The organism is Pseudomonas sp. SWRI51 (assembly GCF_014268825.1).
Lineage (GTDB): Bacteria > Pseudomonadota > Gammaproteobacteria > Pseudomonadales > Pseudomonadaceae > Aquipseudomonas > Aquipseudomonas farsensis.
In genome coordinates, this window is sequence record NZ_JABWRG010000065.1 from 1 (window position 1) to 21,132 (window position 21,132).

Annotated in this window: 21 protein-coding genes and 1 tRNA gene; 10 read left to right on the plus strand and 12 right to left on the minus strand. The window is 62.6% G+C overall.

Translation table 11 applies throughout. The features are described from left to right. Positions 1–214 precede the first annotated feature (214 nt). Entirely contained in the window at positions 215–1,651 is a 1,437-nt protein-coding gene (locus HU720_RS17205; RefSeq protein ID WP_186521139.1) for a M48 family metalloprotease, read from the minus strand. Between the two features lie 106 nt (positions 1,652–1,757). On the opposite strand from HU720_RS17205, the gene HU720_RS17210 reads away from it, so the two are divergent. Together HU720_RS17210 and HU720_RS17215 are read left to right on the plus strand one after the other, a co-directional pair. After that, complete coding sequence (locus HU720_RS17210) at positions 1,758–1,997, plus strand: sulfurtransferase TusA family protein (protein WP_186521140.1); 240 nt, start codon at positions 1,758–1,760, stop codon at positions 1,995–1,997. Positions 1,998–2,019: 22 nt separating this feature from the next. Then, positions 2,020–3,096, plus strand: a complete 1,077-nt coding sequence (locus HU720_RS17215) for an AI-2E family transporter (protein ID WP_186521141.1) — start codon at positions 2,020–2,022, stop codon at positions 3,094–3,096. A gap of 293 nt (positions 3,097–3,389) precedes the next feature. On the opposite strand, the gene HU720_RS17220 is transcribed toward HU720_RS17215, so the two are convergent. Together HU720_RS17220 and HU720_RS17225 are read right to left on the minus strand one after the other, a co-directional pair. Then, positions 3,390–3,863 (minus strand): peroxiredoxin, encoded by a 474-nt coding sequence (locus tag HU720_RS17220; protein ID WP_186521142.1) that lies wholly within the window; start codon positions 3,861–3,863, stop codon positions 3,390–3,392. Positions 3,864–3,873: 10 nt separating this feature from the next. After that, positions 3,874–4,434, minus strand: coding sequence for a glycine cleavage system protein R (locus HU720_RS17225; RefSeq protein ID WP_186521143.1), 561 nt, complete (start codon positions 4,432–4,434; stop codon positions 3,874–3,876). A gap of 226 nt (positions 4,435–4,660) precedes the next feature. Between HU720_RS17225 and dapA the strand changes: the two genes are divergently transcribed. The 6 genes from dapA to HU720_RS17255 all read left to right on the plus strand — a co-directional run bounded on the left by dapA (position 4,661) and on the right by HU720_RS17255 (position 8,834). Next, positions 4,661–5,548: a 4-hydroxy-tetrahydrodipicolinate synthase gene (gene dapA, locus HU720_RS17230; RefSeq protein ID WP_186521144.1), complete on the plus strand. Its 888-nt coding sequence runs from the start codon at positions 4,661–4,663 to the stop codon at positions 5,546–5,548. 17 nt (positions 5,549–5,565) lie between these two features. Next, positions 5,566–6,681, plus strand: coding sequence for an outer membrane protein assembly factor BamC (gene bamC / locus HU720_RS17235; protein ID WP_186521145.1), 1,116 nt, complete (start codon positions 5,566–5,568; stop codon positions 6,679–6,681). After that, entirely contained in the window at positions 6,682–7,440 is a 759-nt protein-coding gene (locus HU720_RS17240; protein WP_186521146.1) for an MBL fold metallo-hydrolase, read from the plus strand. It begins immediately after the preceding gene. A 28-nt stretch (positions 7,441–7,468) separates the two neighbouring features. Next, positions 7,469–8,179, plus strand: a complete 711-nt coding sequence (gene purC / locus HU720_RS17245) for a phosphoribosylaminoimidazolesuccinocarboxamide synthase (protein ID WP_186521147.1) — start codon at positions 7,469–7,471, stop codon at positions 8,177–8,179. Between the two features lie 91 nt (positions 8,180–8,270). Further along, positions 8,271–8,360 (plus strand) — tRNA-Ser (locus HU720_RS17250). Between the two features lie 282 nt (positions 8,361–8,642). Next, positions 8,643–8,834: a YhfL family protein gene (locus tag HU720_RS17255; RefSeq protein WP_186521148.1), complete on the plus strand. Its 192-nt coding sequence runs from the start codon at positions 8,643–8,645 to the stop codon at positions 8,832–8,834. A 95-nt stretch (positions 8,835–8,929) separates the two neighbouring features. On the opposite strand, the gene HU720_RS17260 is transcribed toward HU720_RS17255, so the two are convergent. The 4 genes from HU720_RS17260 to HU720_RS17275 form a co-directional block, all read right to left on the minus strand. Then, on the minus strand, positions 8,930–11,359 hold the full coding sequence (locus HU720_RS17260; protein WP_186521149.1) for a TonB-dependent siderophore receptor: 2,430 nt from the start codon (positions 11,357–11,359) through the stop codon (positions 8,930–8,932). A gap of 129 nt (positions 11,360–11,488) precedes the next feature. Next, on the minus strand, positions 11,489–12,448 hold the full coding sequence (locus HU720_RS17265; RefSeq protein WP_186521150.1) for a FecR domain-containing protein: 960 nt from the start codon (positions 12,446–12,448) through the stop codon (positions 11,489–11,491). Between the two features lie 3 nt (positions 12,449–12,451). Then, positions 12,452–12,982 (minus strand): sigma-70 family RNA polymerase sigma factor, encoded by a 531-nt coding sequence (locus tag HU720_RS17270; protein WP_186521151.1) that lies wholly within the window; start codon positions 12,980–12,982, stop codon positions 12,452–12,454. Positions 12,983–13,221: 239 nt separating this feature from the next. Continuing rightward, entirely contained in the window at positions 13,222–13,575 is a 354-nt protein-coding gene (locus tag HU720_RS17275) for a hypothetical protein (RefSeq protein ID WP_186521152.1), read from the minus strand. Positions 13,576–13,903: 328 nt separating this feature from the next. On the opposite strand from HU720_RS17275, the gene mqo reads away from it, so the two are divergent. Further along, positions 13,904–15,541: a malate dehydrogenase (quinone) gene (mqo, locus tag HU720_RS17280; RefSeq protein WP_186521153.1), complete on the plus strand. Its 1,638-nt coding sequence runs from the start codon at positions 13,904–13,906 to the stop codon at positions 15,539–15,541. A gap of 245 nt (positions 15,542–15,786) precedes the next feature. On the opposite strand, the gene HU720_RS17285 is transcribed toward mqo, so the two are convergent. After that, entirely contained in the window at positions 15,787–16,095 is a 309-nt protein-coding gene (locus tag HU720_RS17285; protein WP_186521154.1) for a helix-turn-helix domain-containing protein, read from the minus strand. A gap of 75 nt (positions 16,096–16,170) precedes the next feature. On the opposite strand from HU720_RS17285, the gene xenA reads away from it, so the two are divergent. Then, positions 16,171–17,262 (plus strand): xenobiotic reductase XenA, encoded by a 1,092-nt coding sequence (gene xenA, locus HU720_RS17290; RefSeq protein ID WP_186521155.1) that lies wholly within the window; start codon positions 16,171–16,173, stop codon positions 17,260–17,262. Between the two features lie 38 nt (positions 17,263–17,300). Here xenA and HU720_RS17295 read toward each other — a convergent pair whose 3' ends face one another. From HU720_RS17295 to HU720_RS17310, 4 genes are all read right to left on the minus strand, one after another. After that, positions 17,301–18,188 (minus strand): LysR family transcriptional regulator, encoded by an 888-nt coding sequence (locus tag HU720_RS17295; RefSeq protein ID WP_186521156.1) that lies wholly within the window; start codon positions 18,186–18,188, stop codon positions 17,301–17,303. 175 nt (positions 18,189–18,363) lie between these two features. Beyond that, complete coding sequence (locus HU720_RS17300; protein WP_186521157.1) at positions 18,364–19,251, minus strand: bestrophin family protein; 888 nt, start codon at positions 19,249–19,251, stop codon at positions 18,364–18,366. A gap of 3 nt (positions 19,252–19,254) precedes the next feature. Beyond that, on the minus strand, positions 19,255–20,256 hold the full coding sequence (gene moaA, locus HU720_RS17305; RefSeq protein WP_186521158.1) for a GTP 3',8-cyclase MoaA: 1,002 nt from the start codon (positions 20,254–20,256) through the stop codon (positions 19,255–19,257). A 271-nt stretch (positions 20,257–20,527) separates the two neighbouring features. Further along, positions 20,528–20,986: an Lrp/AsnC family transcriptional regulator gene (locus tag HU720_RS17310; RefSeq protein WP_186521159.1), complete on the minus strand. Its 459-nt coding sequence runs from the start codon at positions 20,984–20,986 to the stop codon at positions 20,528–20,530. Between the last annotated feature and the right edge of the window lie 146 nt (positions 20,987–21,132).

The following is a 21,132-nucleotide window of genomic DNA, read 5'->3' on the forward strand; positions in this document are numbered from 1 at the left end:
ATTCTGCATGGTGCTCAGATCCCGGGGCTGCTACGCAGCCCATCGCGACACGAGGCCGCTCCTACACAAGACCGCGCTGCTTGCGGTTTACGTGGCTGGCGATGGAGCCAGAGCAAGCTTGTGCAGAGCCATAGAATCTTCACAGGAATTGAGCAGACCACAATATCGCAGCTGACGCTGCCTCTGTGGGAGCGGGCTTGCCCCGCGAGGGGCCCTAGCGCCCCATCATTTCCTTGACCATGCGCTGTTGCTCCATCACCTCACGCTGGCGCTGGTCGATCTGCGCGGCCAACGGGAAGTTGCTGCCGGCGCGGCGCTTGGCGTAATCCAACTGCTGCACCGCCTGGTCGAAATCGCCCACCAGGGTGAAATACTCGGCGCGGGCGCGGTGCAGGCCGATGGTATTGCCGGACAACCCGCGTACCTCGGCCACCTGATACCACACGTCCGGGTCGTCCGGGCGGCTCTTCACCAGGTCATCAAGCACCTTTTCCGCCTCGGCCGGCTTGCTCTGCTTGACCAGAAGGTCTGCCCGCACCTGCTTGAGCGGGTAACTACCGGGGTACAACTGCTGCATGCGCGTGGCGCGTTGCTGGGCGTCAGCCAGGCGGTTGTTGGTGATATCCAGGTCAATCTGCGCCAGGTTATAGGTGATGTCGTTGGGCGCCTTGGCCAGCAGCGGCTTGAGGCTCTCACGCGCTTCGTTGAGCTGGCCGCCCTTGATCTGCGCCAGTGCAAGGCCGTAACGGGCTGCGTCCAGATTGGGGTTTTCGTCCAGCTGGGCGCGGAAACGCTTGGCGGCAAGGCCCGGGGTGCCCTCATAGGTGAGCGCCACGCGAGCACGGATGAGCTGGTAGCGCAGGCTGTCCTCGATGCCGCCCTTGGGCGCCTGTTCGGCGCGGTTGCGGGTGTCGGCAACGCGTGATTCGCTGACCGGGTGAGTCAGCAAAAACTCCGGCGGCTTGGCATCGTAGCGGTACTGGCGGGCCAGTCGTTCGAACATGCTCGGCATGTTGCGCGGGTCATAGCCGGCCTTTTCCAGGTTCTGGATGCCGATGCGGTCGGCTTCCTGTTCGTTCTGCCTGGAAAAACGCCGCTGCTCCTGGATGGCCGCCGCCTGGGTGCCGGCAATCACGCCGATACCGGCATCGCCACCACCACCTGCCGCCAGCACGATACCGGCCAGCAGGGCCGCCATCATCGGCAGTTGCATGCGCTGCTGCGCCTCGACACCACGGGCGAAGTGGCGTTGCGAAAGGTGCGCCAGTTCGTGGGCCAGCACCGAGGCATACTCGCCTTCGGTCTGGGCGTTGAGGAACAGGCCGCCGTTGACCCCGATGATGCCGCCGGGCGCCGCGAAGGCGTTGAGCTCTTTGCTGTCGATCAGGATGAATTCGAGGCGCCGGTCCTGCAGCTGGCTGGTCTCGGCCAGCTTGTACACGCTGGTCTCGACGAAGTCCTTGAGCTGCGGGTCGTCGAGCTGGTTGACCTGGCCACGCAGCAGGCTCAGCCAGGCGCGGCCGAGCTGATGTTCCTGTTGCGGTGAAACGATCGCGGAGCTGGCATCGCCCAGTGACGGCAGGTCGTCGGCGTGGCCGGGCATGGCCATCAGGCAGGCCAGCGCGAGCAGGGTAGGGCGCAGTAGATTCATGCACAGGCTCGTGTTGGTGAAAAGGCTTACTGTAGCCGGGTCGCGCGATGCCGACCAGTGGCGGTATCCTAGCCCACTCTTTGTACCCGCCCTGGAGCTGCGCCCGATGAGTGACACCCCCAACTGTGACGCCGAGCTCGATACCAGCGGTCTCAATTGTCCGCTGCCGCTGCTCAAGGCCAAGATGGCGCTCAACCCTATGGCCAGCGGTGCGGTGCTCAAGGTAGTCGCCACCGATGCAGGTTCGCAACGCGATTTGCGCACCTTTGCGCAACTGGCGGGTCATACGCTGCTGCATGAAACCGCCGAAGCCGGTGTTTACACCTACTGGCTGCGCAAGGCCTGATTTCTTTTACCTAGGATCGTCAATGTTCAAAGTGCTACGCGACTGGATACAGCGCTACTTCTCCGATGAAGAAGCCGTGGTGCTGGCGGTCCTGCTGTTTCTGGCCTTTACCGTGGTGCTCACCCTCGGCGGCATGCTGGCGCCGGTGCTGGCGGGCATGGTGCTGGCGTTCCTGATGCAAGGGCTGGTCAACGCTCTGGAGCGCTTCAAGGTGCCGACCCGCGCGGCGGTGTGGCTGGTGTTCGCGCTGTTCATGGGGGCGCTGGGGGTGTTTCTGCTGGTGCTGGTGCCGCTGCTCTGGCACCAGCTTATTACCCTGTTCAACGAGTTGCCGGGCATGCTCGGCAAGTGGCAGTCGTTGTTGCTGCTGTTGCCTGAGCGCTACCCGCATCTGGTCTCGGACGAGCAGGTGTTGCGCGCCATCGAGTCGGTGCGCGGCGAAATCGGCAAGTTCGGCCAGTGGGCGCTGACATTCTCGCTGTCGAGCCTGCCGCTGCTGGTCAACGCCATGATCTACCTGGTGCTGGTGCCGATCCTGGTGTTCTTCTTCCTCAAGGACCGCGAACTGATCGGGCGCTGGGTCAGCGGCTACCTGCCACGCGAGCGCAACCTGCTCAACCGGGTGGGTAACGAGATGAATCGGCAGATCGCCAATTACATCCGCGGCAAGGGCATCGAGATTCTGATCTGCGGTATCGCGACCTACATCGCCTTCATCAGCCTGGGCCTCAACTACGCCGCCTTGCTGGCGCTGCTGGTGGGGCTGTCGGTGGTGGTGCCGTATGTCGGGGCTGTGGTGGTGACGGTGCCGGTGACGCTGATCGCGCTGTTTCAGTGGGGCTGGGGCGACCAGTTCATCTATTTCATGGCGGTGTACGCGATCATTCAGGCGCTGGACGGCAACGTACTGGTGCCGCTGCTGTTCTCGGAGGCGGTGAGCCTGCACCCGGTGGCGATCATCTGTGCGGTGCTGCTGTTTGGCGGGCTGTGGGGGTTCTGGGGGATTTTCTTTGCCATCCCGCTGGCGACGCTGTTCAAGGCCGTGCTCGATGCCTGGCCCAAGCATGAGCGCGAAAGCAGCGTTGCGCCGCTGCTTTAGTGCTTTTGATTGGGTAGAAGCGCCGCGTCGGTGATGTGCAGTCCTGCACCGTCCTCATCGCAGGCTCACACGCAGGCCGTACTCAACCGCAACATTGCTGGTTGTACCCAATCCTGAGGGAAACGATAGATAGTTGTGGCGAGCGGGCTTGTCCCGCGTTGGGCTGCGCAGCAGCCCCTTGGGTGTTCAGGGCTGCTGCGCAGCCCAGCGCGGGGCAAGCCCGCTCGCCACAAGGAGATATGTCTGGCGAAAACAGGGTTGTACAAAGCCATAGAATCTCCTTCAGAGACTGCTCAGCCTTTGTTCAGCGCCTGGGCCGCGGCCAGCACCGCTTCCACATGCCCCGGTACCTTCACGCCGCGCCATTCCTGGCGCAGCACGCCGTTGGCGTCGATCAGGAAGGTGCTGCGGTCAACGCCCATGTATTCCTTGCCATACAGCTTTTTGAGCTTGATCACGTCGAACAGCTGGCACAGGGCTTCGTCCTTGTCGCTGATCAGTTCGAACGGGAAGGCCTGCTTGGCCTTGAAGTTCTCGTGCGACTTGATGCCATCACGCGAAACCCCGAATACCACGGTGTTGGCGGCCCGGAACGCCGCGTACTGGTCGCGGAAACCCTGGCCTTCGGTGGTGCAGCCGGGGGTGCTGTCTTTCGGGTAGAAATACAACACCACTTGCTGGCCCTTGAGTTCAGCCAGGCTGACGGCCTGGCCGCTGGTGGCCTGGGCATTGAAATCGGCGACCGGTTGGTCGATAGCTACGGCCATGGGAGCTTCCTTAGACAGGGTTCTGTGGGCGCCACGGTTCGATCAGCGCGTCCAGGTTCAGGGCATCGGCAAAGTCCAGGAACTGGTCGCGCAACCAGCTGATCTGCGTGCCAGCCGGCAGGATCACAGTGAACTGGGCATTGAGCATGCTGCTGCCGGTTTGCGGCGCCAGGTAGGTGTCGCAGGTCATGGCGTCCAGCTCGACGTGGTGGTCGAGGAAGAACTGGCAGAGCTCGTTGACGATGTCCGGGCGATAGGCGGCGCTGACATAAGCGACGTACGGTAGTGCCTGCGGGCGTACTTCCTGCTCGGCGCTACGCACCACATCAAGGGTCAGGCCGTGTTTCTTGGCCAGGCCCGGCAGGGTGGTTTCGAGGCGTGCCAGGGCATCCCAGCTACCGCCGACTTGCAGCACCAGGGCGCTGGTTTCGCCGTGGCGGGTCAGGCGCGAGGACACTACCGCGCAGCGGTTTTCGAACGCTGCGCGGCTCAGCACATTGGCCAGCTCCATGGGGTTGGGCCCCAAGGCGCTGATGACGAGGAATTGTTCGCGGACGGTGGCGGTGGACATGCAGCATTCCTAAAGCGATGAGCGGTCGGCGCAGGACGTGGTGGGCGGCCTTGCAGGCAGGGCAGCGGGCACTGTCGACGGCCCGGCGGGCCGCGTTGCACCGATCAAAGGATCAAGGGTAGCGAAAAGCAGCGCGAAGGGGAATGCTCCGCCCGCCTGCTTCGCTTGTGCAAGGCCGATGGCGCCAGTACCATTACCGCTCTCTTTTTCCGGCAGGAGCAGTTACATGATTGCGGGCAGTATGGTGGCGTTGGTCACACCCATGGATGCACAAGGGCGTGTGGACTGGGGCAGCCTCGACAAACTTGTAGACTTCCACCTGAAAAACGGCACTCACGCCATCGTTGCGGTCGGCACCACGGGTGAGTCCGCTACCCTCGATGTCGAAGAGCACATTCTGGTCATCAAGCACGTGGTCGAGCGCGTCAAACGCAGCAACCACGCCGTGCCGGTGATCGCCGGTACCGGTGCCAACTCCACTGCCGAAGCGGTGCACCTGACGCAAAACGCCAAAAATGCCGGCGCCGACGCCTGCCTGCTGGTGGTGCCGTACTACAACAAGCCGACGCAAGAAGGCCTGTACCAGCACTTCAAGCTCATTGCCGAATCCGTCGACATCCCGCAGATCCTCTATAACGTGCCCGGCCGCACCTCCTGCGACATGCAGGCCGAAACCGTTATCCGCCTGTCGAGCGTGCCGAACATCATCGGCATCAAGGAAGCCACCGGCGACCTGGTGCGTGCCAAGGCCATCCTCGATGGCGTAGGCAGCGACTTCATCGTGCTGTCCGGCGACGATCCGACTGCCGTCGAGCTGATCCTGATGGGCGGCAAAGGCAATATCTCCGTGACTGCCAACGTCGCCCCGCGCGAAATGGCCGATCTGTGCGAGGCCGCCCTTGAGGGCAATGCCGAGAAGGCCCGCGCGATCAACGACAAACTCATGCCGCTTCACAAAGACCTGTTCTGCGAGGCCAACCCGATTCCGGTGAAGTGGGCACTCGTTGAAATGGGCCTGATGAAAAAAGGTATCCGCCTGCCGCTGACCTGGCTCAGTGAAGGCTGCCACGACAAAGTCCGTACTGCCTTGCGCCAGTCCGGCGTACTGGTTTAATCGAGGAAGTACACCGCATGAAGCGATTGGCTGGTCTTTCCACCCTTGCCCTGATCATCTCCAGCACCAGCGGTTGCGGCTGGCTATGGGGCGAGGACGGCTATTTCCGCGACCGCGGCAGCGACTACCTGGAAGCGCGCCCCACCGCTGCCATGCAGCTGCCCCCGGACGCCACCAACGTCAAGCGTCTCGACCCGTTGCTGCCGATTCCGCGCAACGTTGCCGACGACCGTGCCACCGGCGAGTTTGAAGTGCCACGCCCGCAGCCGCTTTCGGCCAGTGCCGATGTCAGCGACTTTACCCTGCAGCGCAGCGGCAGCAGCCGTTGGGTACTGGCCCAGCGTGCGCCGGCCGAAGTCTGGCCGGTGACTCACCAGTTCTTCGAAGACAACGGTTTCCGCATCGCTGAAGAGCGCCCGCAGACCGGCGAATTCACCACCACCTGGCAGCGTTTCGACGAGCTGTCGGCGTCGCTCGGCCAGCGTCTGGCCAGTGTCTCCAGCAGCCAGGACAGCGAAGTGCGGGTACGTGTACGCATGGAGCCCGGCGTGCAGCGCAACACCTCCGAGGTGTACGTGGTCACCGTCGAGCGCCCGGCAGGCAGCACGGCCCAGCCTGATTTCCCGTCCAACTCCACCAATGCCGGCGCCGACGCGTTGCTGGTCGACGAAATGCTCGCCAGCATGAACCGCAATGCCGAAAAGGGCGGTTCGGTGTCGTTGCTCGCCGCGCGTGATTTCGATGCCCCGAGCCAGGTCAGCCTGAGCGAAGACGGCAGCGGCAACCCGGTGCTCAACCTGGGCTCCGACCTCGACCGCGCCTGGTCCGGCGTTGGCCGTGCCCTGGAGCAAGGCGAGTGGCGCGTTGAAGACATCAACCGCAGCCTGGGCCTGTACTACATCAACCTGTCCGAAAAGCCTGACGACAAGCAGAAAGAGCCTGGCTTCTTCAGCCGCCTGTTCGGCAGCGAGCCGAGCAAGGAAGAGCGTGAAGCCCGCGCCGAGCGTTACCAGGTGCGTCTGAGCAAGGTGGGCGAAAACGTCCAGGTGACCGTCGAGAAGAACATCAACACCGTGGCCCCGGCCGATGTCGCCCGCCGCGTGCTGAGCGCCATCCAGGACCGTCTGGGTTAAGTGCGCTTCGCAGTTCTTGGAAGCGGTAGCCAGGGAAACGGCACGCTGATCGCCAGTGGTGACACGTTCATCCTGGTCGATTGCGGTTTTTCGCTACGTGAAACCGAGCGGCGCCTGGCGCTGCTCGGTGTGTCGGCGGCACAACTGAGCGCGGTGCTGGTGACCCACGAACATGCCGATCATGTGCATGGGGTGGGCTTGCTGGCGCGGCGCTACAACGTACCGGTGTACATGAGCCAAGGGACCCAGCGCGGCTTGCGCAAGCCGGTCGAGGTGGCGGGTTTTCTTGGCTGCGGCGACCTGCTGCACATTGGCGCGCTGCAAGTCAGTGCCGCCAGGGTCGAGCATGATGCCTACGAGCCGTTGCAATACGTGATCAGTGATGGTCGTCGGCGTTTTGGCATGCTCACCGACCTGGGCAGCTATGATTCACTGCTGCTGGAGCGCTACCAAGGGCTCGATGCGTTGCTGATCGAGGCCAACCACTGCCGCGACCTGCTTGCCCGCGGGCACTACCCACGCTTTCTCAAGCTGCGAGTGGGTGGTAGCCAAGGCCATTTGAACAACCACCAGGCCGCGAGCCTGGTGGCCGAGCTGGGCTGGAACAACCTGCAGCACCTGGTGCTGGCCCACCTCAGCAGCAAGAACAACCTGCCACAACTGGCGCTGCAGTGCTTCGTCGACACCCTCGGGTGCGACCCAGCCTGGCTCCAGGTGGCCAATCAGGACCATGGGCTCGACTGGCGCCACATCGCCTAGCCCACCAACTCAGCAAGCGGAGCCCATCATGGAAAAACGCGAAGAACTTTACCGCGGCAAGGCCAAATCGGTTTACAAGACTGACGACGCCGACCGCCTGATCCTGCTGTTCCGCAACGACACCTCGGCGTTCGACGGCAAGCGCATCGAACAGCTCGACCGCAAAGGCATGGTGAACAACAAGTTCAACGCCTTCATCATGCAGAAACTCGAAGAAGCGGGCGTTCCGACCCAGTTCGACAAGTTGCTGGGCGACAACGAGTGCCTGGTCAAGAAGCTCGACATGATCCCGGTCGAGTGCGTGGTGCGTAACTATGCTGCCGGCAGCCTGGTCAAGCGCCTGGGCGTCGAAGAAGGCATCCAGCTGACCCCATCGACTTTCGAGCTGTTCCTGAAGAACGACGAGAAGGGCGACCCGTTCATCAACGAGTCCCACGTGGTTGCATTCGGCTGGGGTACCGCCGAGCAGCTGGTCGAGATGAAAAAGCTGTCGCTCAAGGTCAACGAAGTGCTGACCAAGCTGTTCGATGACGCCGGCCTGCTGCTGGTCGACTTCAAGCTCGAGTTCGGCGTATTCCACGGCCAGATCGTGCTGGGCGACGAGTTCAGCCCAGATGGCTGCCGCCTGTGGGACAAGGAAACCCGCAAGAAGATGGACAAGGACCGCTTCCGCCAGGGCCTGGGTGATGTCATCGAAGCTTACGAAGAAGTCGCCAAGCGTCTGGGCGTGCCGCTGTAACTCGCACGTTCACGCAAGCGCCTGATACCACGCGGATTTTTTTCAAAAAAAGTTTGCCTGAAACGAAAACGCTGGTATGATGCGCGCCACTGGAGAGATGCCGGAGTGGTCGAACGGGACGGATTCGAAATCCGTTGTACTGGCAACAGTACCTAGGGTTCAAATCCCTATCTCTCCGCCATATAAGTGAAAGCCCCTGAAGGCACTGCCTTCAGGGGCTTTTGCGTTGTGCGTTATTTAGTTTTGCTCACTTGGCTCAACGTGCAAAAGGCTGTAACTGACAGCGTAGTAGTTGCTGAATCGGTTGATGTCCAAGTTCGGGCTGCGCACGACCAGGAAGCTATTGCGCAGGCTGTCTTCGATCAATAGCGCCCTTGTGGCATCGACTGTTGTTAGGGCAGCTTTTCCCGTATTATCCCCGCGCCATCAGTGTGGTGGCGGATCAAGGACTTAAAGGACTTTTATGAAAAAGCTGATCAAAGCTACCGTAGCTATCGCTGTTGTTTCGGGCGTTGCCCTGCTGTCCGGCTGCACCGGCCAAGTCTACAACCAGCCTAAGAACTGCTCGTACGACTACCTGTTCCACCCAGCAGTTTCCATCTCCAAAATCATCGGCGGCTGCGGCCCGATCGACAAACTGCCTCAGCAGCAGTAATTTTGGAAATGCCCCGATCAGGCCACTAATGGCGTGATCCAAGACCCCCGACCATGGATATGGCCGGGGGTTTTTGTTATTGGGGTCAAGCGGGTTTACCAGCGCAGCGACACGGTACCCAGCAGCGTGCGCTCTTCGCCCCAGTAGCAACGCCCGGCGTTGTTGCAGCCGGCCACGTATTCCTGGTTGAACAGGTTGCGCGCGTTGACTTCAACCGACCAGTTTTCGTCGATGGTGTAGCCAACCTTGGCGTCCACCAAGGTGACATCACCGGTATCGAGCTTGCCGTACAGGGTTGCTGGTGTGTAGGCAAAGGTGCTGTCGAAGTGGCGCACGCCTGCGCCGAGCTGCAGCCCTTTAAGGAAGCCGTCACGCCAGCGGTAGGTGCTCCACACCGAGGCCTGGTTGCGCGGTACGCCGGTCATTTGATGGCCTTCGTACAGCGAGCCTGCTACGTCCTTGGTGATGCGCGAGTCGGTATAGGTGTAGGCCGCCGTGACGTTGAGGTTTTCGTTCAGGTCGCTGTTGAGTTCAAGCTCCACACCCTTGGAGCGGCTGGCGCCGACCTGGCGGTAGTCGCCCACTGAGCTGTCGAAAAGCACATCGTCTTTTTTGCGCAGGTCGTACACCGAGGCGGTGAAGGCGGTGTTCCAGCCTTTGGGCTCATACTTGAGGCCTACTTCGTACTGCTCGCTGGTGGTCGGGTCGAGCGCGCCACCCTTGCTCTCGGTCTGCTGGGTTGGGGCGAAGGCGGTGGAGTAGCTGACGTACGGCGTCAGGCCGTTTTCGAACTGGTACATCACCCCAGTCTGCCAGGTGAAGTCGCTGTCCCAGTTATCCATGTCGGCTCTCGTGCCGGCCTTGTTGGTGAACTGACTGTTGACCCGGTCCAGGCGCCCGCCCAACAGCAGCACCCATTGGTCGACCTTGGTTTGCCACTGGCCGTACAGGCCATACATGGTCTGGTCCAGCACCGCGTCCTGTACGTGCACGGTCATGCTGGGCACGACATTCCACACCGGGTTGAAGACGTTGCTGGTGCCGCCGCTGCCGGCGTACCAATCCTGGCTGAACGAGGTGCGGTCCAGGCTTGCGCCCATCAGCACGGTGTGTTCGGCCGACCCGCTTTCAAAGTGGCCTTCAAACTGGTTGTCCAGCGAATAGGCGCTGGATTTGTTGAAGCGGTCGTAGGCGGTGTTGAAGACCGTGGTGCCAAAACCGCCGTTATTCAGGCTGCCAGGCCACATTTCCTGGCGGTCGATGCGCGATTGCAGGTAGCGCGAGTTCTGTCGGAACTGCCAGGTGTCGTTGAAGCGGTGGCTGAACTCGTAGCCCAGGCTCCAGGTTTCGCGCTCGAAGTTGTCCCAGTCAGGGTTGCCCGACAGTTGGTCCTTGTCGATCTTGCCATTGGGGTTGTTCAGCAGCGTGCCGGCGGCGGGGTGGCCGAGTTCCATCAAGGTGCGGTCGCGCTGGTAGGTGGCCAGCAGCGTCAGGCTGTTGAAGTCGTCGAAGTCCAGGGTCAGCGACGGCGCTATGTAAAGGCGGTCGTCGGGCTGATGGTCGACTTGCGTGTCGGCGTTGCGGCCCATCATCACTACGCGCCCGAGAATATTGCCTTCATCGGTCAGTGGCCCAGAGACGTCCACGCCCAACTGGCGGCGGTTGTGCGAGCCGTAGCTGAGCTGCACCTCGCCGCGCGCTTCGGCGGTGGGGCGCTTGCTGACCAGGTTGACCACGCCACCTGGGGCGTTTTCGCCATACAGAATAGAGGTGGGGCCACGAAACACTTCCACCCGCTCAAGGCCGTAGGGCTCGCTGCTGGTGTCGTAGCGGTTGCCCTGCACGCGCAGGCCGTCGCGCAGCAGGCCATAGCCGTAGTCGGTGGCATTGAAACCGCGAATGAAGAACAAGTCGCCAGCCTGGCCGTCACCGCCGGCAAAGGGCGGCGAGAAGATGCCCGGTACATAGCCGAGCACCTCGGTGAGGGTCTGCGATTGCTGGTCGTCCATGCGCTGGCGGGTTACCACCGATACCGAGCGTGGCGTTTCGGCCAAGGCGGCGCCGGTTTTGCTCGCGGTATTGCTGGTTACGGCGCGGTAGCCGCTGTCGCTCTGGCCGTTGGCAGTCAGCAGCCCGGCGTTGATCGCGGTGGCGTCCAGTTGCAGCACGCCGTCTTGCGGGGCGGGTTGCAGCACATAGCCGGCGCTGCCCTGGGGCACGGCCTGCAAACCGCTGCCTTGCAGCAATAGTGCCAGGCCCTGGGCCACGCTGTAGCGGCCCTGCAAGCCCCGGCTGGTCTTGCCGGCAGCCAGTTCGTTGCTGCCAGCCAGGTAAATGCCGGCCTGGCCGCTGAACTGGTTGAGGGCGGCGGCCAGCGAGCCGGGGGCGATGTCGAAAGTCTGCTCTGCCGGGGTAGCCTGCGCAGCCTGCACAGTGGCTGCCGGCAGCAGCAGAGGGGCGGCGGCGCAAAGGGTGAGCGGCGCGGCGAGCGCCAGACGAAGCGCGGGGTGCAAAGGCGTCGGCATGCGGGTCCCTGAAGTCGGTACGGTAGGTTGAAGGGGGTTGCCAGGGGTAAACCGGACGAGACCGAGAAAAGGGAACTGCGCGTGCAACTTTATTTTCGAACCCCGGTAATCCTTACCTGGCCGCCCACTTCAAGCCGGCTCCACACTCACCCACCATGGCGTCAGCCGTTGTACCCGCACCGGCAATGCCGCCTGTAGCAGCGCCAATGCGCGGTCGGTGTCATCCAGCGGGAACGCGCCCATCACCGACAGCTGCGCCACCGACGGGTGCCAGCCCAGATGCCCGTGGCGGTAACGGCCCAGGGTGTGCAGCAGTTGCGCCAGGGGCATGTCCTCGGCGTTCAGGCGATGGTCGACCCACGATTGCCCGGCACTTTGCGCAGGCCCGCTGGCAGCGATGGCCTGGGCGTTGAACTCGACCCGCTGGCCGGCCTGCACGATGCGCCGCTCGCCGCCAAGGGCTGTGCACACTTCGACTGCGCCGGCGTACACGTTCAGCCGCGTAAGATCGCCCTGCTGGCACACCGCGAAGCGCGTACCCAACGCCTGCATACGCCCTTGGGCGGTGTCGACGAAGAAGGGGCGGCGGGGGTCATGGGCGGTGTCCACCAGCATTTCGCCGAAGCGCAGGTGCACTACCCGTGCCTGGGCGGTGAAATCCAGGTCGATGGCGCTTTGCGCGCCCAGCCACAATTGGCTGCCATCAGCCAGGCTAGTGTGCCGGCTTTCGCCGATGCCAGTCGAAAGGTCTGCCGTCCACCCGGTCAACGGCGCGCCGCGCCAGGCTTGCCAGCCGAGCATCGAGCTGGCGCCGAGCACCAGCAAGGTCTTCAGCCCGGCACGTCGGCTGAAACGCTGCGGCTGGTGCAGCACGCGGCCAGCGGCGCCGCCATCTTCGAGCAGTGGGGCGAAACGCTGGCCCACCCGTTGCACGTAATGCCAAGCCGCCTGGTGGTCGCCGTGCTGGTCAAGCCAGAGCTGCCATTGCTGCTGCAGGTGCGCAGGCACCGGTTCTTCCTGCAGTTGCACGTACCAGTGCGCGGCCTGCTGCAGGCTTTGGTGGCTGAGTTTGGGGGCGGGCAGGCTCATGGGTTATTCCACCAGCACGCCGTCGAGTTCGGCTTCGAGGATGGCGCAATGCAGCAACGCCTGGGCCAGGTACTTTTTGATCATGCGTTCGCTCACGCCAATGTGCGCCGCGATGTCGCGGTAGGCCATGCCATCGAGCTGGGCCATTAGAAACGCCTGACGCACCTTGCTCGGCAGGCGCAACAGCATGGCGTCGATCTCGTGCAGGGTTTCGACGATGATCGCGCGCTGTTCGGGGGAGGGCTGTACGGCTTCGGGCTGCAGCGCCAGTTGTTCCAGCCAGGCGCGCTCAAGGCGCTGGCGCCGCCAGGTGTCGATGCACAGGCCGCGGGCGATGGTTGCCAGGTAGGAGCGCTCGCCATTGGCGCCGTCGAAGCTGCGCGGGCGCTGGATAATGCGCACGAAAGTGTCCTGCACCAGGTCAGCCGCTTCGCAGCGGCAGCCCAGGCGTCGGTACAGAAAACCCAGCAGCCAGCGCGAATGGCTGCAATACAAGGTCTGGATCGAGGCATTCACTTCAGGTGTCGAAACCACGGCGGCATCCGGCGCAAGCGCTGACTTTTTGCGAATGAGAAATGCTCGCAATGGTAGTGCTGGCGGATGAATACTGCAATCGGTACCGACAAACTGTCGTGGTTGCCGGGTGGCCAGAACGTGCTGCTATTAAAAGGCGATTCGCAACACCTCGCGTTCTTGCTGAAGAACAGTGGGTGCAGTCCACGGTGCGTGCTGAACTGCGCCCGCAGCTTCAGCCTTGCGGGTGAACAAAATGATCAATGAAATTCTTGCCCCAGTAGTTGTTGGGTTGCAGCTCCAGCTCCCACCGGCTGGGGGGGTTCGTCGTCATAATGCTGTGCCATGACGAACCACTCGTTGAACCCTGCGATACCTACCCAAGCGACCAGCCAGCCATTAGGCTTGCCGTTATTCTGATTGGGCTCCGGTATATCCGCTGAAAGCATCACAACCAGTGGTTGGCCGCTATTTTTCAGATCATCCAAGTTCCTGTACTCGCGGTGAACGACACCGAGGAGCTTGTGGGCCAGTTTGATTTCAAGGGTGTTGCCAGGCGGTAGTGCCGATGGGTCAGCGCAGCTGATCACCATTTCCATGTCGTGCATAGGCATATTGGTAACTCCTTTGGTCAGGGAGTTTGAGCATAAAGTGGCTGCCGCAATGGCCGTCGGTAGTTATCTACCACCTCCTTCCCGGTCTGTTGGCTCGCTCCTGAGACAACCTGCCGCGTTGCCTGTCGGGGCGGAATTTGTTTGTGCTGGCAATTCGGTTACAATCCGCCGCGAAACGTTTCAGCCATCAGTCAATTCGACAAAAGGCTTTGGCGTTTTCTGGTTCTCTGGCTGCCGAACAATGACCACAACAAGCCTGCGCTGAAGAACATGGAAATACCGGGCTAGCCACAGGCCCATCCTCCGTTCTACACACTGGATACGATCAATGTTCAAGAAAGCTGGCAAAACCTTGCTGGGCATGGCTGTTGCGGCGAGCTTCATGCACGCCCACGCCGAAGAGACCAAAAAAGTAGACGTGCTGCTGGTCGGTGGCGGCATCATGAGTTCCACCCTGGCTGTCTGGCTGCATGAGCTGGAGCCAAGCTGGTCGATGGAGATGGTCGAGCGCCTCGACGGCGTCGCCGAAGAAAGCTCCAACGGCTGGAACAACGCAGGTACCGGCCACTCCGCGCTGGCCGAGCTGAACTACACCCCGATGGACAAAGACGGCAACGTCAACATCTCCAAGGCCATCGAGATCAACGAGTCGTTCCAGATTTCGCGCCAGTTCTGGGCCTGGCAGGTTCGCCAGGGCGTGCTGAAGAACCCGCACTCGTTCATCAATACCACCCCGCACATGAGCTTCGTCTGGGGCGATGACAACATCAGCTTCCTGAAGAAGCGTTACGAGGCCCTGCAAGCCAGCCCGCTGTTCCGCCCGATGCAGTTCTCCGAGGACCACGCGCAGATCGCCAAGTGGGTCCCGTTGATGATGGAAGGCCGCGACCCGAACCAGAAGCTGGCTGTGACCTGGACGCCGATCGGCACCGACGTCAACTTCGGTGAGATCACCCGCCAGTTCGTCGGCCACCTGAAGACCCAGAAGAACTTCGACCTGAAGCTGTCCAGCGAAGTGCAGGACATCACCCGCAACGAAGACGGCTCCTGGCACGTCGAGTACAAGAACCTGAAAGATGGCACCGAGTCTGCCACCGACGCCAAGTTCCTGTTCATCGGTGCCGGCGGCGGCGCGCTGAAACTGCTGCAAAAATCCGGTATCCCTGAAGCCAAGGAATACGCAGGCTTCCCGGTTGGCGGCTCGTTCCTGGTGACCGAGAACCCGACTGTTGCCATGCAGCACATGGCCAAGGCCTACGGCATTGCCTCCACTGGCGCGCCACCCATGTCTGTACCGCACCTGGACACCCGCGTGCTGGACGGCAAGCGCGTGATTCTGTTTGGCCCATTCGCCACCTTCTCGACCAAGTTCCTGAAGAACGGCTCGTACCTGGACCTGCTGAGCAGCACCACGATGCACAACGTATGGCCTATGACCAAGGTCGGCGTCGAGCAGTACCCGCTGGTGGAATACCTCGCTGGCCAGCTGATGCTGTCGGATGACGACCGCTTCGAAGCCCTGCGTACCTACTTCCCGAACGCCAAGAAAGAAGACTGGCGCCTGTGGCAGGCCGGTCAGCGCGTGCAGATCATCAAGCGTGACGAAGAGAAGGGCGGCGTGCTGAAACTGGGCACCGAAGTGGTTGCGTCCCAGGACCGTACCATTGCTGGCCTGCTGGGTGCCTCGCCAGGCGCCTCGACCGCAGCCCCGATCATGCTCAATGTGCTTGAGACTGTGTTCAAGGAAAAGGTTGCTACCCCAGAGTGGCAAGCCAAGATCAAAGAGATCGTGCCGAGCTATGGCACCAAGCTCAATGATTCGGCAGCCGCTACGCAGAAAGAGTGGAACTACACCGCTGAAGTGCTGCAGCTGGAGAAACCGCCGGTCATCGACCAGAGCGTCGGCACCAGCGTTGCGCCAAGCGCACCTGTCGAAAGCAAGCCTGCCAACGACATGGCGCTTTAAGCCAGACCGCTTGCCGGGTTCGCCCGGCAACACCAGCCACGAGTGCTGCCTGCGGCGGCCTCGTGGCTTTTTTGTGGGCGATTCCCGGTTCGCTTTTGCTTGTGTAGGAGCGGCCTTGTGTCGCGAAGGGGCGCGCAGCGGCCCCGGCAATCTTGCGTATGGCCGCGATTCTGGGGCCGCTGCGCGCCCCTTCGCGGCACAAGGCCGTTCCTACAGTGATCGCGTCTGGACACGACAGCGCAGCCTCAGTGCTGGCGCAACACACACTCAAGCAAACCCGGAAAACGCACATCGAGAATATCGCTACGCAGCGAGTTCATGTGCGTGGTGCCGACGTTGCGGGTGTACACCAGCCCCGCTTCACGCAGCACGCGGAAGTGGTGGGACATGCTCGATTTCGGCCGGCCGCCGTCCAACTCGCCGCAGCTGGCTTCGGCAACGCCTGCCAGGCGTCGGACGATGTCCAGGCGTACGGGGTCGCTCAAGGCGTAGAGCAGGCGCTCCAGGGACAGGTGTTCGGGGGAGGGGTGGGTATAGGCTCGCATGCCGCACATGATAACGGGGTTTACCAAATTGCCATAGTTCGAATATGATCGAACAATCGTATGCAACCCATCCCTGGAGTTCCCATGTCTGCATTGTTCCAGCCCTACACCCTCAAAGATGTGACCCTGCGCAACCGTATTGCGATCCCGCCGATGTGTCAGTACATGGCCGAAGATGGCCTGATCAACGACTGGCACCATGTGCACCTGGCCGGCCTGGCCCGTGGTGGCGCGGGCCTTGTGGTGGTCGAGGCGACGGCCGTGGCACCGGAAGGCCGTATCACCCCCGGTTGCGCCGGTATCTGGAGCGACGCCCACGCCCAGGCTTTCGTGCCGGTGGTGCAGGCAATCAAGGCAGCCGGCTCGGTGCCGGGTATCCAGATTGCCCACGCCGGGCGCAAGGCCAGCGCCAACCGCCCTTGGGAAGGTGACGACCACATTGGCGCCGATGACCCTCGCGGCTGGGAAACCATCGCCCCGTCGGCAATTGCCTTTGGTGCCAACCTGCCGAAAGTGCCACGGGCAATGACCCTGGATGACATCGCCCGGGTCAAGCAGGACTTCGTCGACGGCGCGCGCCGCGCCCGTGATGCCGGCTTCCAGTGGATCGAGCTGCACTTTGCCCACGGCTACCTGGGCCAGAGCTTCTTCTCCGAGCACTCCAACCAGCGCACCGACGCCTACGGCGGCAGCTTCGAAAACCGCATTCGCTTCCTGCTCGAAACCCTCGCCGCGGTGCGTGAGGTCTGGCCTGAGCATCTGCCGCTGACTGCGCGGTTTGGCGTGCTGGAGTATGACGGGCGCGATGAGCAGACCCTGCAAGAGTCCATCGACCTGGCGCGCCGCTTCAAGGCCGGTGGCCTGGACCTGCTCAGCGTCAGCGTCGGCTTTACCATTCCTGAAACCAACATCCCTTGGGGCCCGGCGTTCATGGGGCCGATTGCCGAACGGGTGCGCCGTGAAGCAAGCCTGCCGGTGACCTCGGCCTGGGGCTTCGGTACGCCGCAACTGGCTGAAGGCGCGTTGCAGGCCAACCAGCTAGACCTGGTGTCGGTAGGCCGCGCGCACCTGGCCGACCCGCACTGGCCATACGTTGCCGCCAAGGAACTGGGTGTCGACAAGGCTTCCTGGACGCTGCCGGCGCCGTATGCGCATTGGCTTGAGCGTTATCGCTGAGGCTGGCAGGGGCCGCAGTTGATCGCGCGCCCTTGAGCTCACACCCCCGCAAACAGCGCCCGCGCCTCATCGAAGCACTGCTCGGCCAGCGCCGAGCGTGGCTCGCTGCGGCGCAGCACCAGCCCCACCGGGCTGTGAATGGTGGCATCGAGGATGGGCAGCATGCGCATGTGCTCGCTCAAGTCTTCGAGCCCGCAATTGAGCGGCATGATCGCGCAGCACACGCCGGTATTGATGGCCTGGATCAGTTGGAAGGTCGAGTCGCTTTCCAGCACCGCGTTGGGCGCAAGGCTGCGGCTGCGGAAACTCAGGTCCAGCGACTGGCGGTAGTGCATGCCCTTGCTCAGCAGACCTAGCGGCAAGTCGCCGAGCTGGTCCCAGTTGAGGCTTTCAGCGTCGAAGGCAAAGTGCCGGGTATCGTGCAGCAGGCCCATGGTGGTGGTGCCCAGTTCAATTACCTCGAAGAAGCTGGCGTTGACCTGGTCGAGGTAGCAGATGCCTAGGTCAAGCTGGTTGCGGCTGAGCGCGTCCATGATCTGCTCGGTACTGTGGGAGCTGAGCTGAAACTGCAAGCCCGGGTATTTCTCGCGCAGCGGCAGCAGCAGTTGCATGGGGTTGAAACTGGCCAGCGGCACCGTGCCCAGGCGCAGGCTGCCGACCACCTGGCCCCTGCAACTGGCCGCCTCGGCCTGCAGCCCATCGTGGGCGGCGAGCAGGGTGCGCGCCCAGGCCAGAATGCGCTCTCCCGCTTCGGTAAAACCCTCGAAGCGCTGGCCGCGCTGGACCAGCACCAGGTCCAGTTCTTCCTCAAGGTTACGCAGGCGCATCGACAGTGTCGGCTGGGTGATGTGGCACAGCGCCGCCGCCTGGCCGAAGTGGCGGGTCTGGTCGAGGGCGATAAGGAACTTGAGTTGCTTGATATCCATGGTGCGGCCTGGAAGTGCTGGGTAGGTTGACCTTAACCAACTCCAGGCCGGCGCGATAGAGCGCATTGATCAGCTGGTTCGGGATATCTATGGGATGGAGCAGCCGGCGCCCTGGCGTTGGCCGTATCGCCGCAGGGGCATTGCGGTGATCGTCAGGTTTGCCGCACGGCGCTGTTCAACTCAACACATGCTCCACCGCCACCCACACCGGCGGCAGCGGCTCGTGCCCCAGCGCGGCCAGCACGTCACGTTCGATGGTGCGCACCATGGCATCGGTCGGCAGGTCGTTTTCATCGCGCCCGAACGGGTCTTCCAGCTCGTTGCCAATCGCATCCAGGCCAAAGAAGGTGTAGCTCACCAAGGTGGTAAACAAGGGCGCCAACCACCCAAGAGGCTCGGCCAGGGCAAATGGTAGCAGCAGGCAGAAGATATAAATGGTGCGGTGCAGCAGCAGGGTATAGGGGAACGGCAGCGGCGTGCCTTTGATCCGCTCGCACGTGGCCTGCACCTGGGCCAGCCCGCTCAGGCGCTGCTCCAGCTGGGTGTAGCGCAGGTCGCCGATGGGCAGTTGCGCGCACTGCCGGCCGACCTCGCGCAGAATGCTGTCGCAGACATTGTGCGCGCTGATGCATTGCGCATCGTCCAGCCATGGCTTGGCGGCCTGCAGTTCGTCTTCGTTGCGCAGTTTCGCGTTCAGCGCATGGGCAAAGCCGCACAGGCTGCGCAGCAGTTGCCCACGCAGCTGTTCGTCGGCAATCACCACGCTCTGGCGGGTGAACGAACGCACCTCGACGATCATCTGGCCCCAGGCCTTGCGGCCTTCCCACCAGCGGTCGTAGCAGGCGTTGTTGCGAAAGCTCATGAAGATCGACAGCGACAGGCCGAGCAGGGTGAACGGGGTGGCGCTGACCGGGTAGAACAGCGCGGGGTAGTGCCGCTCGACCAGCACGATCAGCGCTGCCAGCAAGGTCACCCCGAGGCAGCGCAGGGCGATGCGCTTGATGATCGACCCTTTGAGGGTGAACAGCACACGCAGCATGTCGGTGTGGGGCGTGACGATCACGGCTCAGCCGCCGGTCATGTTCATGAAGCGCAGAATCTGCACCTCGCCGCCGACCTCGAAGTGGTGCCGGTAGGGCTTCAAGTGCATTGCATCGCGGATGGCGCTTTCGAGCCGTGCCGGGTCGTCGGGGTGTTCGCGCAGCACTTGCTTGAGGTCTGCCGAATGCTCGTTGCCCAGGCACAGCAACAAGCGGCCCTCGACGGTCAGGCGCACGCGGTTGCAGGTGGCGCAAAAATTGTGGCTGTGCGGCGAGATGAAGCCAACCCGGGTGGCCGGTGCTTCGGCCAGACGCCAGTAGCGCGCCGGGCCCTGGGAGGATTCGGCCGACTCGATCAGGCTGAAATGCTCGGCCAGGCGCGCGCGCACCTCATCGCTTGAGCAATACGACTCGTCGCGCTGGTGCTCGCTGATGACGCCAAGGGGCATTTCTTCGATAAAGGTGATGTCCAGTTCGCGCTCGATGGCAAAGCGCACCAGGTCGACGATTTCATCATCGTTGCGACCTTTGAGCACCACAGCGTTGAGTTTGGTGCGGCGAAAGCCTGCAGCGCGCGCGGCGTCGATACCGGCGATCACCTGGGCCAGGTCGCCGGTGCGGGTCAGGGCGCGGAAGCGCTCGGGGTCGAGGCTGTCGAGGCTGATGTTCAGGCGGGTGACCCCGGCATCGAACAACGGCTGCGCCAGGCGGCTGAGCTGCGAGCCATTGCTGGTCAGGCACAGTTCACGCAGGCCGGGCAGGGCGGCGATGCGCCCGCACAGCTCGACGATGCCTTGGCGCACCAAGGGCTCGCCACCGGTCAGGCGAATTTTGCGGGTACCCAGGGCGACGAAGCGTTCGGCCACCTGGTACAGCTCTTCGAGGCTGAGGATCTGCTGGCGCGGCAAGAATTGCATGTCTTCGGCCATGCAGTAGACGCAACGGAAATCACAGCGGTCGGTCACCGACATCCGCAGGTAGTCGACTTTGCGATTGAAACCGTCGATCAGGGCGGGAAGCTGTTCCACATTGGCGCTCGAAGGGCATTGGACTATGCGGTCCAAGCTATCCCTAGTGGCCAGCCCCGTCAAATTGCTTTGCCTGACCGCATCATCGACGCCCTCTATCACGGCTGCTGGCCAGCGTGCTGTCAATTTGTAGGAGCGGCCTTGTGCCGCGAAGGGCTGCGCAGCGGCCCCGGCAATTGTGCATGAGGTCGAGATCCTGGGGCCGCTGCGCAGCCCTTTCGCGACACAAGGCCGCTCCTACTCAACGGGCGCGAAAACTATGCAAGCCCGCTCAGCGATTCACCGGCAACGCCGTGGTGTACTTCATCTGTTCCATGGCAAAGCTGGAGGTGATGTTCGACAGCCCATCGGTGCTGGTAATCAGCCTTTTGTAGAAGTCGTCGTAGGCCTTGATGTCGCCCACTACCACCCGCAGCATGTAGTCCCAGTCGCCGGACATGCGGTACACCTCCATCACCTCCTCGAAGGCTGTCACGGTCGCGGCGAATTGCGCCAGCCACGCGCTGTCATGGCGCTGGGTCTTGAGCTGCACGAACACCGTCAGCCCCAGCCCGAGGCGTTCCGGGTCGAGCAGGGCGACGCGGCTGCGAATGTAGCCTTCCTCTTCCAGGCGCTTGACCCGTTTCCAGCACGGGGTGGTCGACAGGTTGACGGCTTCGGCCAGGTCTTTGAGCGACATCGACGCATCGCGCTGGAGCAAGGTGAGGATGTGCTGGTCGAAAATGTCCATGGCGCTTTTTGGCTCGAAAGGAGAAAAGTCACCCCGAGATTAGCCGGTTGCCGCAACCGATGGAATGGCTGCGCACCTTCGCCGAGAAGAGCTTCCCCGCAGGCGCCAGCGCCGGGCGGATATGAGATAGTGGCGCCTTTCCCCGA

Excerpts from the sequence above, each read along its gene's own strand:
- HU720_RS17205 (WP_186521139.1), bottom strand. The coding sequence starts at position 1,651 with ATGAATCTACTGCGCCCTACCCTGCTCGCGCTGGCCTGCCTGATGGCC.
- HU720_RS17210 (WP_186521140.1), top strand. The coding sequence starts at position 1,758 with ATGAGTGACACCCCCAACTGTGACGCCGAGCTCGATACCAGCGGTCTC.
- HU720_RS17215 (WP_186521141.1), top strand. The coding sequence starts at position 2,020 with ATGTTCAAAGTGCTACGCGACTGGATACAGCGCTACTTCTCCGATGAA.
- HU720_RS17220 (WP_186521142.1), bottom strand. The coding sequence starts at position 3,863 with ATGGCCGTAGCTATCGACCAACCGGTCGCCGATTTCAATGCCCAGGCC.
- HU720_RS17225 (WP_186521143.1), bottom strand. The coding sequence starts at position 4,434 with ATGTCCACCGCCACCGTCCGCGAACAATTCCTCGTCATCAGCGCCTTG.
- dapA (WP_186521144.1), top strand. The coding sequence starts at position 4,661 with ATGATTGCGGGCAGTATGGTGGCGTTGGTCACACCCATGGATGCACAA.
- bamC (WP_186521145.1), top strand. The coding sequence starts at position 5,566 with ATGAAGCGATTGGCTGGTCTTTCCACCCTTGCCCTGATCATCTCCAGC.
- purC (WP_186521147.1), top strand. The coding sequence starts at position 7,469 with ATGGAAAAACGCGAAGAACTTTACCGCGGCAAGGCCAAATCGGTTTAC.
- HU720_RS17255 (WP_186521148.1), top strand. The coding sequence starts at position 8,643 with ATGAAAAAGCTGATCAAAGCTACCGTAGCTATCGCTGTTGTTTCGGGC.
- HU720_RS17260 (WP_186521149.1), bottom strand. The coding sequence starts at position 11,359 with ATGCCGACGCCTTTGCACCCCGCGCTTCGTCTGGCGCTCGCCGCGCCG.
- HU720_RS17265 (WP_186521150.1), bottom strand. The coding sequence starts at position 12,448 with ATGAGCCTGCCCGCCCCCAAACTCAGCCACCAAAGCCTGCAGCAGGCC.
- HU720_RS17275 (WP_186521152.1), bottom strand. The coding sequence starts at position 13,575 with ATGCCTATGCACGACATGGAAATGGTGATCAGCTGCGCTGACCCATCG.
- mqo (WP_186521153.1), top strand. The coding sequence starts at position 13,904 with ATGTTCAAGAAAGCTGGCAAAACCTTGCTGGGCATGGCTGTTGCGGCG.
- HU720_RS17285 (WP_186521154.1), bottom strand. The coding sequence starts at position 16,095 with ATGTGCGGCATGCGAGCCTATACCCACCCCTCCCCCGAACACCTGTCC.
- xenA (WP_186521155.1), top strand. The coding sequence starts at position 16,171 with ATGTCTGCATTGTTCCAGCCCTACACCCTCAAAGATGTGACCCTGCGC.
- HU720_RS17295 (WP_186521156.1), bottom strand. The coding sequence starts at position 18,188 with ATGGATATCAAGCAACTCAAGTTCCTTATCGCCCTCGACCAGACCCGC.
- HU720_RS17310 (WP_186521159.1), bottom strand. The coding sequence starts at position 20,986 with ATGGACATTTTCGACCAGCACATCCTCACCTTGCTCCAGCGCGATGCG.